General features: G+C 68.7%; 14 protein-coding genes. 12 read left to right on the top strand and 2 right to left on the bottom strand.

Features of this window, described 5'->3' with window-relative positions; translation table 11 throughout:
• The first annotated feature begins 16 nt into the window (after window positions 1–16).
• Window positions 17–1,111 carry a phenylalanine--tRNA ligase subunit alpha gene (gene pheS / locus AB8K43_RS12845; RefSeq protein ID WP_370894609.1) on the top strand — a complete coding sequence of 365 codons (1,095 nt, stop codon included), beginning with the start codon at window positions 17–19 and terminating at the stop codon, window positions 1,109–1,111.
• A complete protein-coding gene (pheT, locus tag AB8K43_RS12840) occupies window positions 1,112–3,634 on the top strand; it encodes a phenylalanine--tRNA ligase subunit beta (RefSeq protein ID WP_370894608.1) in 2,523 nt (840 codons plus the stop codon).
• Here pheT and AB8K43_RS12835 read toward each other — a convergent pair.
• Window positions 3,631–4,611, bottom strand: a complete 981-nt coding sequence (locus AB8K43_RS12835; protein ID WP_370894607.1) for a hypothetical protein — start codon at window positions 4,609–4,611, stop codon at window positions 3,631–3,633. The genes pheT and AB8K43_RS12835 overlap by 4 nt on opposite strands.
• A 69-nt stretch (window positions 4,612–4,680) precedes the next feature.
• Here AB8K43_RS12835 and argC point away from each other — a divergent pair, with 69 nt between their 5' ends.
• The 8 genes from argC to AB8K43_RS12795 are packed head-to-tail and all read left to right on the top strand — an operon-like array spanning window position 4,681 to window position 12,674.
• On the top strand, window positions 4,681–5,724 hold the full coding sequence (argC, locus tag AB8K43_RS12830; RefSeq protein WP_370894606.1) for an N-acetyl-gamma-glutamyl-phosphate reductase: 1,044 nt from the start codon (window positions 4,681–4,683) through the stop codon (window positions 5,722–5,724).
• 18 nt (window positions 5,725–5,742) lie between these two features.
• Entirely contained in the window at window positions 5,743–6,897 is a 1,155-nt protein-coding gene (argJ, locus tag AB8K43_RS12825) for a bifunctional glutamate N-acetyltransferase/amino-acid acetyltransferase ArgJ (protein ID WP_370894605.1), read from the top strand.
• A gap of 24 nt (window positions 6,898–6,921) precedes the next feature.
• Entirely contained in the window at window positions 6,922–7,884 is a 963-nt protein-coding gene (argB, locus tag AB8K43_RS12820; RefSeq protein ID WP_370894604.1) for an acetylglutamate kinase, read from the top strand.
• Window positions 7,877–9,094, top strand: a complete 1,218-nt coding sequence (locus AB8K43_RS12815) for an acetylornithine transaminase (protein WP_370894603.1) — start codon at window positions 7,877–7,879, stop codon at window positions 9,092–9,094. The genes argB and AB8K43_RS12815 overlap by 8 nt, the downstream gene beginning before the upstream one ends.
• The gene (argF, locus tag AB8K43_RS12810; protein ID WP_370894602.1) at window positions 9,091–10,035 is read left to right on the top strand and encodes an ornithine carbamoyltransferase; all 945 of its coding nucleotides are present in this window, start codon (window positions 9,091–9,093) and stop codon (window positions 10,033–10,035) included. Before AB8K43_RS12815 ends, argF begins: the two co-directional genes overlap by 4 nt.
• The gene (locus tag AB8K43_RS12805; RefSeq protein ID WP_370894601.1) at window positions 10,032–10,529 is read left to right on the top strand and encodes an arginine repressor; all 498 of its coding nucleotides are present in this window, start codon (window positions 10,032–10,034) and stop codon (window positions 10,527–10,529) included. The genes argF and AB8K43_RS12805 overlap by 4 nt, the downstream gene beginning before the upstream one ends.
• A gap of 26 nt (window positions 10,530–10,555) precedes the next feature.
• Window positions 10,556–12,013 carry an argininosuccinate lyase gene (gene argH / locus AB8K43_RS12800; protein ID WP_370894600.1) on the top strand — a complete coding sequence of 486 codons (1,458 nt, stop codon included), beginning with the start codon at window positions 10,556–10,558 and terminating at the stop codon, window positions 12,011–12,013.
• Between the two features lie 10 nt (window positions 12,014–12,023).
• A complete protein-coding gene (locus AB8K43_RS12795; protein ID WP_370894599.1) occupies window positions 12,024–12,674 on the top strand; it encodes a DNA-3-methyladenine glycosylase in 651 nt (216 codons plus the stop codon).
• A 128-nt stretch (window positions 12,675–12,802) separates the two neighbouring features.
• Here the strand turns inward: AB8K43_RS12795 and AB8K43_RS12790 are convergent, their stop codons facing one another.
• Window positions 12,803–12,970 (bottom strand): phosphotransferase, encoded by a 168-nt coding sequence (locus AB8K43_RS12790; protein ID WP_370894712.1) that lies wholly within the window; start codon window positions 12,968–12,970, stop codon window positions 12,803–12,805.
• Between the two features lie 92 nt (window positions 12,971–13,062).
• On the opposite strand from AB8K43_RS12790, the gene AB8K43_RS12785 reads away from it, so the two are divergent.
• Together AB8K43_RS12785 and tyrS are read left to right on the top strand one after the other, a co-directional pair.
• Window positions 13,063–13,251, top strand: a complete 189-nt coding sequence (locus AB8K43_RS12785) for a hypothetical protein (protein ID WP_370894598.1) — start codon at window positions 13,063–13,065, stop codon at window positions 13,249–13,251.
• A gap of 167 nt (window positions 13,252–13,418) precedes the next feature.
• A complete protein-coding gene (gene tyrS / locus AB8K43_RS12780) occupies window positions 13,419–14,675 on the top strand; it encodes a tyrosine--tRNA ligase (RefSeq protein ID WP_370894597.1) in 1,257 nt (418 codons plus the stop codon).
• The last annotated feature ends 502 nt before the right edge of the window (window positions 14,676–15,177 follow it).

Here is a 15,177-nt window from a genome sequence, read left to right as displayed (position 1 = left end):
CCTACACTTGGGCCCGATGTCTGGACCGAACACAAACTACGACCCGGTCGAGGTCGCCGCGCTGGATCCGGCGACCGTCGACGCCGCGCTGGAGGCTGCTCTCGCCGCCGTGGCCGAGGCGAACAGCCTCGAGCAGTTGAAGGCCCTGCGTCCCGCTCACCAGGGCGATAAGTCGCCGCTGGCCCTCGCCAACCGCGAGATCGGTGCGCTGCCGCCGAGCGCCAAGGCCGAAGCCGGCAAGCGCGTAGGTCAGGCCCGAGGGCGCGTGAGCCAAGCCTTCTCGGCGCGCCAGAGCGAGCTCGAGGCCGAACGCGATGCGCGCATCCTGATCGAGGAAGCCGTCGACGTCACGGCACCGGTCGCCCGCCGCCCGCTCGGCCGGCGCCACCCGATCGAGTTGATGTCGCAGCGCATCGCCGACCTCTTCGTCGGGATGGGTTGGGAGGTCGCCGAGGGACCCGAGGTCGAGGCCGAGTGGTTCAACTTCGACGCGCTGAACTTCGACGCCGATCACCCGGCCCGCCAGATGCAAGACACCTTCTATGTCGAGCCCGCGGACACCGGGCTCGTGATGCGCACGCACACCTCACCGGTGCAGGCCCGCGCAATGCTCGAGCGTGGCGTCCCTCTTTACATCGCCGCGATCGGGCGGGTCTTTCGCACCGACGAACTCGACGCGACCCACATGCCCGCCTTCCACCAAGTCGAAGGTCTCGCGGTCGATGAAGGCATCACGATGGCGCACCTCAAGGGCACCCTCGATCGGCTCGCTACCGAGTTGTTCGGCGAAGGGGTGACGACCCGCCTTCGCCCATCCTTCTTCCCCTTCACCGAGCCGAGCGCGGAGATGGACCTGCGCTGCTTCGTCTGTCTGGGCAAGGACCCCAACTGCCGCACCTGCAAGGGGACCGGCTGGATCGAGTGGGGTGGCTGCGGCATGGTCAACCGCAATGTGCTGACCGCGGTCGGCGTCGACCCCGACCGGTACACCGGATTCGCGTTCGGAATGGGGATTGACCGGGCGCTGATGTTCCGGACCGGGGTGTCCGACATGCGCGAAATGATCGAAGGCGACGTGCGCTTCGACGCACAGTTCGGGATGGAGATTTAAATGCGGGTACCGGTTGACTGGCTGCGCGAGTACGTGGCGGTCCCGCCGGCGGCCCGCGGCGAGGAGATCGCCGCCGCGCTCGTGCGGGTCGGCCTGGAGGAAGAGGGGCTGTATTCCGGTGATGTGACCGGGCCGCTCGTGATCGGGCGGGTCCTCACGATGGAGCCGGAGCCGCAAAAGAACGGCAAGGTGATCAATTGGTGCACCGTCGATGTCGGTGACGCCAATGGCACCGGGGAGCCGCAGGGGATCGTTTGCGGCGCACACAACTTCGCGCCTGGCGACCTCGTCGTGGTGATCCTCCCCGGGGGCGTGCTGCCCGGCGGCTTCGAGATCTCGGCCCGCAAGACCTACGGCCACATCTCGGCCGGCATGATCTGCTCCACCCTCGAGCTGGGGATCGGCGAGGACCACGACGGCATCCTCGTCTTGAGCGACCGGCCCGACGCGGACGAGTTGACCCCCGGCCAGGACGCGATCCCGCTGCTCGGCCTGGACCGTGAGACGGTCGAGGTCAATGTCACCCCTGACCGTGGCTACTGCTTCTCGGTGCGGGGCATTGCCCGGGAGTATTCGCACTCGACGGGTGCGACCCTCTCCGATCCCGTCCTCGCCCTGCGCGAGCGCGCTCCGGCGGCCAACGACGCCGGGTATGAGGTGGTCTTGACCGACGACGCTCCGATCCGCGGCAGGGTCGGCTGCGACCGGTACGTCGCTCGGATCGTGCGGGGGATCGATGTAAGCGCCCCCACTCCCGACTGGATGGCCATGCGTCTCGGCGAGGCCGGGATGCGCCCGATCTCCCTCCCGGTCGACGTCACCAACTACGTGATGCTCGGGCTGGGTCAACCGCTCCACGCCTTCGACCTCGCGACCCTCGACGGCCCGATCGTGGTGCGCCGCGCCCGCTCCGGCGAGCGCCTCACCACCTTGGACGATGTCGATCGAGCGCTCTCTCCCGAGGACCTGATGATCACCGACGGTGGGGAGCGGCTGCTCGCGATCGCCGGAGTCATGGGCGGCGAGGACTCCGAAGTGAGCGAAGCGACGACCGATGTGCTCATCGAAGCCGCTCACTTCGACCCGGTGACCATCGCCCGCTCGGCGCGTCGTCACAAGTTGCCGTCTGAGGCCTCCCGCCGCTTCGAGCGCGGCGTCGACACCGACCTCGCCGCGGCGGCGGCCCAGCTGGCGGTCGAGCTGCTCGTCGAGTACGGCGGTGGCACGCCCGACGATGGCGTCACCGATGCGGGCGAGCCGACGCCGCCCGCTCAGGTCACGATGCCGATCGGCCTGCCGTCGCGGATCATCGGAGTGAACTACGACGACGCGACGGTCGAGCGGATCCTGCGCGAGATCGGATGCACGCTCGAGCGCTCCGGCGACAACCTCACCGTCACCCCGCCCACGTGGCGTCCCGACCTGCGCACGGGTGAGGACCTCGTCGAAGAGGTCGCCCGGATCGATGGTTACGACCGGATTCCGTCGGTGCTCCCGACCCCACCCGGCGGCGCCGGCCTCACCCATGGTCAGCGGGTCCGTCGACTGGTCGCCGAGGTCCTCGCCGCGCGTGGCCTCTTCGAGGTGTGGAGCGCCCCCTTCGTCGGGGACGACCAGCACGCCTCTTTAGGTCTCGATGTCCCCGGTGAAGCGGCGCGCACCGTCCGGATCGCCAACCCGCTCTCCGACGAGCAGCCATTGCTACGCACCCGACTGCTCACGACCCTGGTCGATGACCTCCGTCGCAATGTCTCGCGCGGAGCGAAGGATGTCGGCCTCTTCGAGATCGGTCTGGTGATCGAACGCGATGGTGAGCAGACGTCCGCTCCGACCGTCGAGGTCGGGGTGCACCCGGACGACCAGACGCTCCACGCCATCCATGCCGCCGTGCCCCCTCAGCCGCGCCATGTCGCCTTCGCCCTCACCGGCGACCGCGACCGCGCCGGGTGGTGGGGTCCGGGACGCGCGGCCGACCTCTCCGATGTCATCGAACTCGCGACCGGGATCGGCGAAGCGCTGGCCGTCACCCTCACCCCGCGCCAGGCCGAGGTCATGCCCTATCACCCGGGTCGGTGCGCCGCGCTGACGTTGGCCGATGGCCGGGTGGTAGGCCACGTCGGTGAACTCCACCCGAAGGTGGTGGCCGCGGCGTCGTTGCCGGCCCGCACGGTTGCCGGTGAACTCGACCTCGACCTGCTGATCGAGGTCAGTGGTGAGCCGGTCCCGGCCAAACCATTGTCGAACTACCCGGTCGCGCTCACCGATGTCGCGCTCGTGGTCGACCGATCGGTCTCGGCGGCAGAGGTGGAGGCGGCTCTTCGCGCCGGCGCCGGTGACGACCTCGAGTCGGTCGCTCTCTTCGACATCTACGACGGGGAGCAGATCGGCTCCGACCAGGTGTCGGTGGCCTACCGGCTCGCGTTCCGCTCCGCGGAGCGCACCCTGAAGACCTCCGAGGTCAGCGCCCTGCGGGACGCTGCGGTCGAGTCGGCGAAGAAGGCGGTCGGAGCGACCCAGCGCTAGCGACGGGCGGCGGCAACGACGCCGTCGACCGCGCCTTCGATCGGCCCCCGCCGCCACCTGCCGGGCCCGACGATGGCCCACCATCCCCAGGGCAGGGCGATCGCTGCGAGGGTCGAGATCAACCACATCAGCGGCGCGTTCACCGGCCACCCGGGGTTGATCCGGAGATACCAGGCCATCGTCGCGACGTGCAGCACGTAGATGGTCAAGGCCATCGCGCCGGGCACCGCTAGGCCGCGAATCAGCTGCGGCGAAGCGCGCCCAGCAAGCAGGCAGACGGTGATGATGATCGTGGCGATGGCGGCGGTCGACGCCACGCTGGCTCGATCCCAGCCATAGGCCGTCGCGTCCCAGAGGTCGGCCCATTGACCGAAGGCGATGACCGCGAGCACGCTTACCGCGACCGCCGTCACGAGGGATATCCGGCGAACCGATGCCGTGGCGAGCCACGCCAACGAGGCACCGAGCGCCGCTAGCGCTACGAAGGTCGTAACGCGGTAGGCGGTGCCATAAAAGGTGGTCTCCAGAAGCCAGCTGCCGACCGGGTTCGAATTGGACGCGCGGGCCATCGCCGACTGTGCTAATCCTGGAGTGGTTGCCCACAGCGTGAGGGCGACCCCCTCGCTCAGGTCGCGGCTCGCGGCGAGCACCGCCCCCGTGATGATGGTAGCGAGGCCGAGGGGGACGAGAACCACGACCACCGGCGCACCGAGTTGCTCCAGGGCCACCCCCAACGCGATCAGGACGAGGCCGCGTACCATCGCCCCAATGAGCAGGTCCCGCCGAGAGCCGCGCTGCCGCGACCACGCGAGCCCGACGCCCATGAGGACCGCGAAGAGTGGCGCGGCGGTGTATTCGACCATCAGATCGAGGGGCCCAAGACCTGGGTTGGTGTGCGCCTCGATCATGGCGAGAATCGCGACGGCGCGAGCGGCGTCGAAGCCGTCCACACGAGGGGACGGCACGACGACGCTCACGAACGTCACTGTAGACGACCGCTCAGCCACCTTCTGTATGGGTGTACGTCCCCATGTATGATCATGCGCATGATGCGAGTCGCTGTGGCGGGAGCCAGCGGGTATGCCGGTGCCGAAGCCGTTCGTCTCCTCCTTGGCCACCCCGAGGTCGAGATCGGTGCGCTGACGGCGGCGGGCAACGCCGGGGCGCGATATGGGGATCTGATGCCCCACCTCGCCCCCGTGGCCGAGCGGGTTTTGGACGCGACCGAGGCGCAGGTGCTGGCCGACCACGATGCGGTCATCCTCGCGCTGCCGCACGGACACTCGGCAGCGATCGCCGAACAGCTCGGCGATGACGTCGCAGTGATCGACTGCGGCGCCGATTTCCGCCTTCGTGACGAGGGTGACTGGACCACCTTCTACGACACTCCCTTCGCCGGAAGTTGGCCCTACGGGATGCCCGAACTCGTCGGCGCCGGGGGAGTGAAGGCCCGTGAGGCTCTTCGCGGGGCCCGCCGGATCGCGGTGCCGGGCTGTTATCCGACGGCGGTCAGTCTGGCGCTCGCGCCCGGCCTGGCGAGCGGGGTGATTGAGGGCGGCGACATCACCGTCGTCGCCGCAAGCGGGACCTCTGGTGCCGGTAAATCGCTCAAGCCCCACCTCCTCGGCTCGGAGGTGATGGGGGCGATGTCTCCCTACGGTGTGGGCGGGGTGCACCGGCACACCCCCGAGATCGAGCAGAACCTCTCCGCGGCCAGCGGATCGACGGTGCGCGTCTCCTTCACCCCAACCTTGGCGCCGATGCCGCGGGGCATCCTCGCCACGTGCTCGGCGCGGGTAGCGAATGACGCTGACGCGCAGTCGGTTCGGGCCGCGTGGGAGCAGGCCTATGCCGAAGAGGCGTGCGTGCACCTGCTCCCCGAGGGCCAGTGGCCCCGTACGAGCGATGTCCTTGGCTCGAACCTCGTGCAGGTGCAAGTCACCCTCGACGAGCGCGTCGGCCGGGTGATCGCCATCGCCGCGATCGACAATCTGACCAAGGGCACGGCCGGGGCCGCACTCCAGTGCCTTAACCTCGCGATGGGGTTGCCCGAAACCACCGGCCTGCCGCTCGTCGGCACCGCCCCGTAACCGACAGGAACGGACACCATGAGCGTTACGACCCCTGCCGGCTTTCGCGCCGCTGGCGTGACCGCTGGCCTGAAGGCCAGTGGCCGCCCGGACCTCGCCGTCGTCGTCAACGACGGACCCACTCGGCACGCCGCTGCGGTCTTTACCTCCAACCGGGTCGAGGCCGCCCCCGTGACGTGGTCGCGGCAGGTCGTCGCCGACGGCCGGGCCGACGCGGTCGTGCTCAACTCCGGTGGTGCGAATGCGTGCACGGGGGCGCAGGGCTTCCTCGACACGCATCGCACTGCCGAGCACGCCGCGGACGTCCTCGGGATCTCGGCCGGCGATGTCGTCGTCTGCAGCACCGGGCTGATCGGTGAATTGCTGCCGATGGACAAGCTGCTCCCGGGCGTCGACCGGGCCGCCGCCGAGCTGACCGCCGAAGGGGGTGTCGATGCTGCCACGGCGATCATGACCACCGACACCGTCGCCAAGACCGCCGAGTCTGCCGGGGAGGGATGGTCGGTCGGCGGCATGGCGAAGGGGGCGGGCATGCTCGCTCCGGCCTTGGCCACCATGCTCGTGGTGGTCACCACCGATGCCGTCGTCACGAGCTCAGAGGAGCTCGACGAGGCGCTGCGTTCGGCCTGCCGGGTGACCTTCGATCGGGTCGACTCCGACGGCTGCCAATCCACGAACGACACCGTCGTGCTGCTCGCCAGTGGCGCGAGCGGCGTCGAGGTCGACCGCGCCGAACTCACCACCGCAGTGACCGAGGTGTGCGCCGATCTCGCGCGCCAGCTAATCGGCGATGCCGAGGGTGCCAAGCACGACGTCGCGATCACCGTGACGGGTGCCGCCAACGAAGACGATGGGCTGGAGGTGGCTCGCGCGGTCGCCCGCAACAACCTCTTCAAGTGCGCGATCTTCGGCGAGGATCCGAACTGGGGCCGCGTGCTCGCGGCCGTCGGGACCACCCGCGCCGTGTTCGACCCGCATCAACTCGACGTGACGATGAACGGGGTCCAGGTGTGCCGCGCCGGAGGAGTCGGAGAGGACCGATCGCTCGTCAGCCTCGCCGGGCGCGAGGTCACGGTCGAGATCGACCTGCACGCCGGCTCAAGCGAGGTCACGGTCTGGACGAATGACCTCACCCACGACTATGTCCATGAGAACTCCGCCTACTCCACCTGACGCGTGAGGACCATTCGCTAAGCCATGAGCACTCAGCCCACCCCTGCACCCTCCCTTCGCGGCGCGATCGATGCGGCCGCGCTGCGCGTCGCGCACCAGAAGGCGACCACGCTCGTCGAGGCGCTGCCCTGGCTGGAGCGTTTCCGCGGCGCCCTCGTCGTCGTGAAGTACGGCGGCAATGCGATGACCGACGATTCCTTGAAGGCCGCCTTCGCGCAGGACATCGCCTTCCTCCGGTTCGCGGGGCTGCGGCCGGTCGTCGTCCACGGCGGCGGTCCTCAAATCAAGGCGATGCTCTCGCGGCTGGGGCTGGTGAGCGAGTTCAAGGCCGGGCTTCGGGTGACGACTCCCGAGGTCATGGAGGTCGTGCGGATGGTCCTGACCGGTCAGGTCGGCCGCGAACTCGTCGGGCTGCTCAACCAGCACGGGCCGATCGCCGTTGGTCTTTCCGGTGAAGACGCTGGCCTCTTCGGCGCTCGCCGCCACGGCGTGGACATCGACGGCGTTCACCACGACATCGGCCTCGTCGGGGACGTCGTGACCGTCAACCCGTCCGCCGTGCTCGACATCCTCGATGCGGGCCGCATCCCGGTGGTCTCGACGATCGCGCCAGACCTCGACGAAGAGGGCCAGGTCCTCAACGTCAACGCCGACACCGCCGCCGCCGCCCTGGCTGCCGCCCTGGGTGCGCACAAACTCGTCGTGCTGACCGATGTCGAAGGGGTCTACGCGAACTGGCCGGATCGCGACTCGCTGCTCTCTCAACTCAGCGTCTCGGGCGCTCGTGAACTGCTCACGCGAGTGGATTCGGGGATGATCCCGAAGCTCCAGGCCTGCATTCGCGCGGTCGACGAAGGGGTGCCCCAGGCCCACGTCGTCGACGGACGCCAACCTCACTCGATGCTGCTCGAAGTCTTCACGAGCGAAGGGATCGGGACCATGATCGTGCCCGACACCATCGCCGACCCCGGAGCGGGCCATGAGTGAGCTGACCGAGGCGCAGGCCCTGATCGAGCGTTACCGCGCCAGTTACATCACCGTCTTCGGAGACCCGAGCCTGGTGCTCGACCACGGTGACGGCGCGTATGTCTGGGACGTCGAAGGCACCCGCTATCTCGACCTGCTCGGTGGGATCGCGGTCAACGCCCTCGGGCACGCGCACCCCGCGTTGGTCGAGGCGATTCGCAACCAGGCCGGTCGCCTGCTGCACATCTCCAATTTCTTCACCACCACCGCGCAGATTGGCGCCGCCGAGGCGATCCTCGCGCGCGCCGATGCCCCACCCGGCTCCGGCGTCTTCTTCGGCAATAGCGGGTCCGAGGCGATCGAAGCGGCCTTGAAGGTCGCGCGTCGGACGGGGCGCCCGGGCATCGTCGCGGTCGAGGGCGCCTTCCATGGCCGCACGACCGGCGCGCTTGCCGTCACCTGGAAGGAGGCGTACCGCACCCCCTTCGAGCCGCTCCTCGGTGGGGTGTCGCACGTCCCCTTCGGCGATCTCGATGCCTTGCGGGCCGCGGTCACCGACGACACCGGGGCCATCTTGGTGGAGCCGATCCTCGGCGAGGCGGGGGTCATCCCCGCTCCCGATGGGTACCTGGCCGGGGTGCGCGAAATCGCCGACGACAGCGGCGCCCTGATGATCCTTGACGAGATCCAGACCGGGGTGGGCCGCACCGGCACCTGGTTCGCGTGGCAGCAGTTGCTGCCCAAGGGGGTCCGCCCGGACCTGATGACCCTCGCGAAGGGTCTGGGCGGCGGCGTGCCGATCGGCGCACTCGTCGCTTTTGGCCCGGAGATCGCAGGACTGCTCGGGCCCGGACAGCACGGCTCCACCTTCGGCGGTAACCCGCTCGCCTGCCGCGCGGCCCTCACCGTCTTAGACACCATCGAGCGCGACGACCTGATGGGTCGCGCCGTCGAGCTCGGGGACCACCTCGCGGAAGAGGTCCTGGCGTTGGGTCATCCCCTCATCACCGGCGTGCGGGGGCTTGGCCTGCTTCGCGCGATTACCCTCGCCGAGCCCATCGCGCCCGCCGTAGTGGCCGCGGCTCGCGACGCCGGGTTCATCATCAACGCGCCCGCGCCCGATGCCCTGCGGCTCGCGCCACCGCTCGTCGTCACCGCCGAAGAACTCAGCACCTTCACCGCGGCCCTGCCCGCGATCCTCGACGCCGCTACCACCAAGGAAGCCTCATGACGCTGCGACACCTCCTCGCTGACGACGACCTGACCGCCGCCGAGCAGACCGCGATCCTGGAGCGGGCCGCGGCGATGAAGGCGGCGCGCACCGCCGAGCAGCCGCTTGCCGGACCGCAGACGGTCGCGGTCATCTTCGACAAGCCGACCCTGCGGACCCAACTCTCCTTCGCCACCGGCATCGCCGAACTCGGGGGCTACCCGATGATCGTCGATGGCACCTTGGCCCAGATCGGCACCCGCGAGTCGGTCGCCGATGTCGCCCGCGTCGTCGGGCGCCAGGCGAGCATGATCGTCTGGCGAACCTTCGCGCAGGAGCGCCTGGAGCAGATGGCCGAGCACGCCGGGGTCCCGGTGATCAATGCGCTCACCGATGACTACCACCCCTGCCAGTTGCTCGCTGACCTCCTCACCGTCCGCGAGCACAAGGGCAAGACCGCGGGCCTCACCCTCACCTACCTCGGCGACGGCGCGAACAATATGGCCCACTCCTACCTGCTCGCCTGCGCGATCGCGGGGATGCACGTGCGGATCGGGACCCCCGCAGACCACTGGCCCCGTGCCGCTGTGGTTGCGCGGGCCGAGGCTCTAGCCGCCGAGCACGGCGGTTCGGTCCAGGTGACCGACGACCCCATCGCCGCCGTCAGCGGCGCCGATGTTGTTGCCACCGATACCTGGGTCTCGATGGGGATGGAAGCCGAGGCGGACGGCCGCCATGGTGAGGGATCTCCCTTCGCCCCCTTCTCGGTCACCGGTGACCTCCTGCGCCACGCCGCCGCCGACGCGATCGTGCTGCACTGCCTGCCCGCCTATCGTGGTTACGAGATCGCGGCCGATGTCATCGATGGCCCTCAATCGGTCGTCTGGGATGAGGCGGAGAACCGGCTCCATGCCCAGAAGGCGCTGATGGCCTTCCTGCTCGAGCACGCGGACGACCGGTGATTTCGAGTTCGCGCCAGGGCCGGCAGAGCCGCATCGTCGAGGTCCTCGCCGAGCACGCGGTGCGCTCGCAGACCGAGTTGCTCGAGTTGCTCGCGCGCGACGGCATCGAGGTCACCCAGGCGACCCTGTCGCGGGACCTGCTCGACCTTGGCGCCGAGAAGGTCAGGGTCGGGCGGGCCCTGGTCTACGCCGTCCCGGGCGAAGGGGGAGACCGCACCCCCCGCGCTCCGATCGACCCAGCCGAAGTGTCTTCTCGCCTCCGCCGACTCTGCGAGGAATTGCTCGTCACCGCCCAGGCGAGCGAGCAACTCGTCGTCGTGCGCACCCCGCCCGGCGCCGCCGGTTATCTCGCGTCCGCGCTCGACCACGCGCGCCTACCCGATGTGCTCGGCACCATCGCCGGTGACGACACGATCATGATCGTGACGGCGAGCGCGTCCGCGGGCACTGCCCTTGCCTCCTGGCTTCTCGACCAAGCCGACCCGACCACGTGACCACCAACGCAGCAGGAGATCTCCCCGTGACCGTCAACGACCCCACACCCACGACCGGCCGCACCGAGCGGGTGGCCCTCTGGGGAGGCCGCTTCGCCGGAGGTCCGAGCGACGCCCTCGCGGCCCTGTCGAAGAGCACGCACTTCGACTGGCGCCTCGCGCCCTACGACCTCGCGGGATCGCGCGCGCACACGCGAGTCCTCCACGCGGCGGGCATCCTTGACGACGTCACCCGCGACGCGATGTTGGACGCTCTTGAGCAGCTGCGCGCCGACGTCGAGTCCGGTGCATTTGTCCCCGCGGAGGACGATGAGGATGTCCACACCGCGCTCGAGCGTGGCCTGATCGAGCGAGCCGGGACCGAGGTCGGGGGGCGGATCCGAGCGGGTCGCTCTCGCAATGACCAGGTCGCGACGCTCTTTCGGATGTATCTGCGCGATCATGCGCGGATCGTCGCCGAGGAGATCCTCGGGGTCGTCGATGCCCTGTTGGATCAGGCAGAACGCCATGTCGAGGTGGCGATGCCCGGGCGGACCCACTTGCAGCACGCCCAGCCGGTGCTGCTCAGCCACCACCTGCTCGCGCACGTGTGGCCGCTGTTGCGCGATGTCGAGCGCCTCGTCGACTGGGACGAGCGCACCGCCTACTCGCCCTATGGGTCGGGCGCCCTCGCTGGGTCCTCGCTCGGGCTCGACCCAGAGGCCGTCGCCGCTGACCTGGGCTTCGACGGTGCAGTCGAGAACTCCATCGACGGGACGGCCTCGCGCGACTTCGTCGCCGAACTCGCCTTCGTCACAGCGATGACCGCGGTCGATATCTCCCGGCTCGCCGAAGAGGTCATCCTCTGGGCGACCAAGGAGTTCTCCTTCGTCACCCTCGATGACTCGTACTCGACCGGGTCGAGCATCATGCCGCAGAAGAAGAATCCGGATATCGCCGAGTTGGCGCGGGGCAAGGCCGGCCGCGTCGTGGGCGACCTCGCCGGGCTGCTCACCACCTTGAAGGCGCTGCCCCTCGCCTACAACCGCGACCTCCAAGAAGACAAGGAACCGGTCTTCGACGCGATCGATTCGCTCGAACTGCTGCTGCCCGCCTTCGCTGGGATGGTCGGGACGCTCGTCTTTAACACCGAGCGGATGGAGCAGCTCGCCCCGCAGGGCTTCTCGTTAGCGACCGATATCGCCGAGTGGCTGGTGCGTGAGGGCGTGCCTTTCCGGATCGCCCACGAGGTCGCCGGAGCATGCGTGCGCGAATGCGAACGGCGCGGGATCGAGTTGTGGGATCTAAGCGACACCGACCTCACCGACATCAGCGAGCACCTGAACCCGGGCGTTCGCTCGGTCCTTACCGTCCCCGGCTCGTTGGCCTCCCGTGATGCCAAGGGCGGGACCGCGCCGGCGCGGGTTCGTGAGCAACTCGCGAGCGCCCATGCGTCCTCTGAACAACTGCGCGAGTGGGCGGCGACTCGGATCGTCGCGCGGTGATGCTGGCGCAGTGTCGGTGACCGCCGCGGACCGAGCCTTCTTCGGGCGCGACCCGGTCGTGGTCGCCCCCGAACTCCTCGGCTGGGTGATCCGGTCCGGCGAGGTCGCGGTACGCCTCACCGAAGTTGAGGCCTACCGAGGAGAAGGGGAGGATCCCGGGTCGCACGCTCACCGCGGTCCGACCCCTCGCAACGGCACGATGTTTGGTGAGCCCGCGCGCCTCTACGTCTACCTCTCGCATGGCATCCATCACTGCGCGAACATCGTGGCGCACGAAGGGGGAACGTCCGGCGCGGTGCTCCTGCGGGCCGGCGAGGTGATCGCGGGCGCTGGCCTCGCACGCGAGCGACGCGAGCGTGGCCGGCGAAGCACACCGGCCGAGCGCGATCTGGCTCGCGGTCCCGGACGGCTCGGGCAAGCACTTGGCCTCGGCCTCGCGCACGATGGCCTGGACCTCCTCGCGGAGGGCGCTGATCTGGAGCTCACCCCACCGCCGAGACCCCCTTCGCGGGTGCGCACCGGGCCCCGCGTGGGAGTGAGCGGTCCGGGCGGCGACGAGGCGTCCTACCCGTGGCGCTTTTGGATTGAGGCAGACCCGACGGTGAGCCCCTACCGCGCTGCCTCCCGCAAGGCCCGATCACCGAGGGCCGCCAGCGGATGAGCTTTCGGCGTGTAGTACCAACTGGCGAGGGCTCCTTGAACGACGGCCAGCGCCCGCCCGCGAGCCCATTCGTCGTCGCTGCACTGCAGCCGTTCGCGCAGCTCAGCGCGTCCGGAAGGGTCAAGGATTCACCAGGCACAGGTGAGGTCGTACGCGGGATCTCCCGTCGTCAAGGCGCCGAAGTCGATCAGACCCACCACCTCGCCACGACGATGGAGCACGTTGCCGGGGATGAGGTCGGCATGGAGCAACACCGGAGCTCCGCGATACGGGCGGGCGGCGCGTCCTCGATCCACCGCCGCTCGCAGCGCGGCCACGTCATGACGATCGCCGAGGGTGTCCAAGACCTCCTCGATCCCCTCGGCCCGCGCGCCGACGTCTCCGCCTCGTGCACCAATCGGCCGGTCAGCAGCCGATCGTCTCCGAGGAGTTCCTTGCGAAGGGAGGTCTCGGCGTCGGCATTGCGGGGCAGCCGAAGGGTGAGGTCCGAGCCGAGCCGAGCGACGACGTGCTCGGTGCCCGAGGTGCTCAACAGGCGGACGGAAGCATCGGCGCCGCCGGGCCACTGCTCGGTTAGCAGCGCTCGGATGAGGTGCTCATCGATCGAGGCATCGTGGGCGTGGAGGGTCACCCGCGCCATCGTTGCGGGTGGGCGATGGAGCGTCCACCGCTTTGTCGTGGCACGCTTAGCAGCACCCGCGATAGCGCGGGGAGTGGAGCGAACCCGAAAGGACGAGGACACCCGTGAGCGACATCTTCGAGGAGTTGCAGTGGCGAGGGCTGGTGGCGCAGACCACCGATGAGGCCGCCCTGCGAGAGGCTCTCGCCGATGGCCCGATCACGGTGTATTGCGGGTTCGACCCGACCGCGCCGTCCCTCCACTTCGGCAACCTCGTCCAATTGATCGTGCTGCGCCACCTCCAGCGCGCGGGCCACCAGGTGATTGGCCTGGTCGGTGGATCGACCGGGCTGATCGGTGACCCGCGCCCGTCGAGCGAGCGGGTGCTGAAGACCAAGGAGCAGACCGCGGCCGACGTCGAGCGGATCGCGGTCCAGGTGCGGCGGATCCTGAGCGCCGACGACGGCGCCGAGCCCCTCTTCGTCAACAACCTCGACTGGACCGCGCCGATCAGCGCCCTGGACTTCCTGCGCGATTACGGCAAGCATTTCCGGGTCAATCAGATGGTCAAGAAGGAATCCGTCGCCGCCCGCTTGGAGTCCGAGCAGGGGATCAGCTACACGGAGTTCAGCTACCAGATCCTGCAGGCGCTGGATTACCTGCACCTCTACCGCGGGTACGGCTGCACCCTCCAAACCGGCGCTCAGGATCAATGGGGCAACATCACCGCCGGCACGGATCTGATCCATCGGGTGGATGGCGGCAGCGCCCACGCGCTCACGACCCCACTGATCACGGACTCGCACGGGCGCAAGTTCGGCAAATCCGAGGGCAACGCCGTCTGGCTCGACCCGACGATGACGAGCCCGTACGCCTTCTACCAGTACTGGCTCAACATCGAAGACGCCTCCGTCGTCGCCCTGCTGAAGATCTTCACCGACCGCACGCGCGCAGAGATCGCTGAGCTGGAGCGTCAGGTCGCCGAGGAACCCTTCAAGCGCGCGGCCCAGCGCACGCTGGCGAGCGACGTGACCACCTTGGTCCACGGAGCCGAAGCCACCGAGCAGGTTCAGGCGGCATCGGCCGCCCTCTTCGGGAAGGGGGACCTCGCGGCCCTCACCGAGCAGACCCTCCTCGATGCGACTCGAGAACTCCCGGGTGCCGAGGTGCCGGCGGGCACGTCGATCCTCGATGCCCTGGTGGCCGTCGGACTCGTCGACTCCAAGAAGGCCGCACGCCGGGCCGTGGGGGAGGGGGCCGTCACCATCGGGTCCACCAAGATCACCGATGAGGGCTACCGAATGGCCGAAGGGGACTACCTGCACGGGCGGGTCGCGATCCTTCGGCGCGGTCGGAAAAACCTCGCCGCTGCCCGCGCCTAACGAGCCAACATCCCCGGTAATCCGGGCGATCGGCGCCACCGGCTGACCCTGCCGGTGGCGCCGATTTGTCGTCCCGGCCAGGGTGTGTCTATAGTTCTGCAACGTCAGCCCGTGAGGGAGGAACGGACACCAAGCGGCGGCCTTGCAGGTCGCACCAAGAAGGCCGGTCCTTAGCGGAGCAGACACCATCCATGACGGAAACGATGTGGATGCCTCACGCCCGCGATGAGGACGGTTTGAACCGGCCAAGCGAGCGTGGTAAGTTAGAGAAGTTGCCCCAAACGAGGCCCGGATAGGCCAAGCGCGAGGTAACGTGCGAATTTTGAGAACTCAACAGCGTGTCATGATTATCGATGCCTAGTTTTATCTCGTTGTCATGCTTTTTAGTGTGGCGGCGGGTTTATTTCTTTGATTGCTCGATGGACAACAATGTTTTTTAACGTTGGTTGTTTGTTGTGTTGTCAGGTTTTCAATCCCTTTGTGGGTTGTTTTTAAACATCTA

The sequence above is a fragment of the Janibacter sp. GXQ6167 genome, assembly GCF_041365945.1.
Taxonomy (GTDB): Bacteria; Actinomycetota; Actinomycetes; order Actinomycetales; family Dermatophilaceae; genus JBGFSK01.
Note: the sequence above shows the minus strand (reverse complement) of the source record. Positions and strands in the feature narration are given on the sequence as shown.

What these genes read in the sequence shown, in the direction of transcription:
- pheS (WP_370894609.1), top strand. Translation starts at nt 17, where the DNA reads ATGTCTGGACCGAACACAAACTACGACCCGGTCGAGGTCGCCGCGCTG.
- pheT (WP_370894608.1), top strand. Translation starts at nt 1,112, where the DNA reads ATGCGGGTACCGGTTGACTGGCTGCGCGAGTACGTGGCGGTCCCGCCG.
- argC (WP_370894606.1), top strand. Translation starts at nt 4,681, where the DNA reads ATGATGCGAGTCGCTGTGGCGGGAGCCAGCGGGTATGCCGGTGCCGAA.
- argJ (WP_370894605.1), top strand. Translation starts at nt 5,743, where the DNA reads ATGAGCGTTACGACCCCTGCCGGCTTTCGCGCCGCTGGCGTGACCGCT.
- argB (WP_370894604.1), top strand. Translation starts at nt 6,922, where the DNA reads ATGAGCACTCAGCCCACCCCTGCACCCTCCCTTCGCGGCGCGATCGAT.
- AB8K43_RS12815 (WP_370894603.1), top strand. Translation starts at nt 7,877, where the DNA reads ATGAGTGAGCTGACCGAGGCGCAGGCCCTGATCGAGCGTTACCGCGCC.
- argF (WP_370894602.1), top strand. Translation starts at nt 9,091, where the DNA reads ATGACGCTGCGACACCTCCTCGCTGACGACGACCTGACCGCCGCCGAG.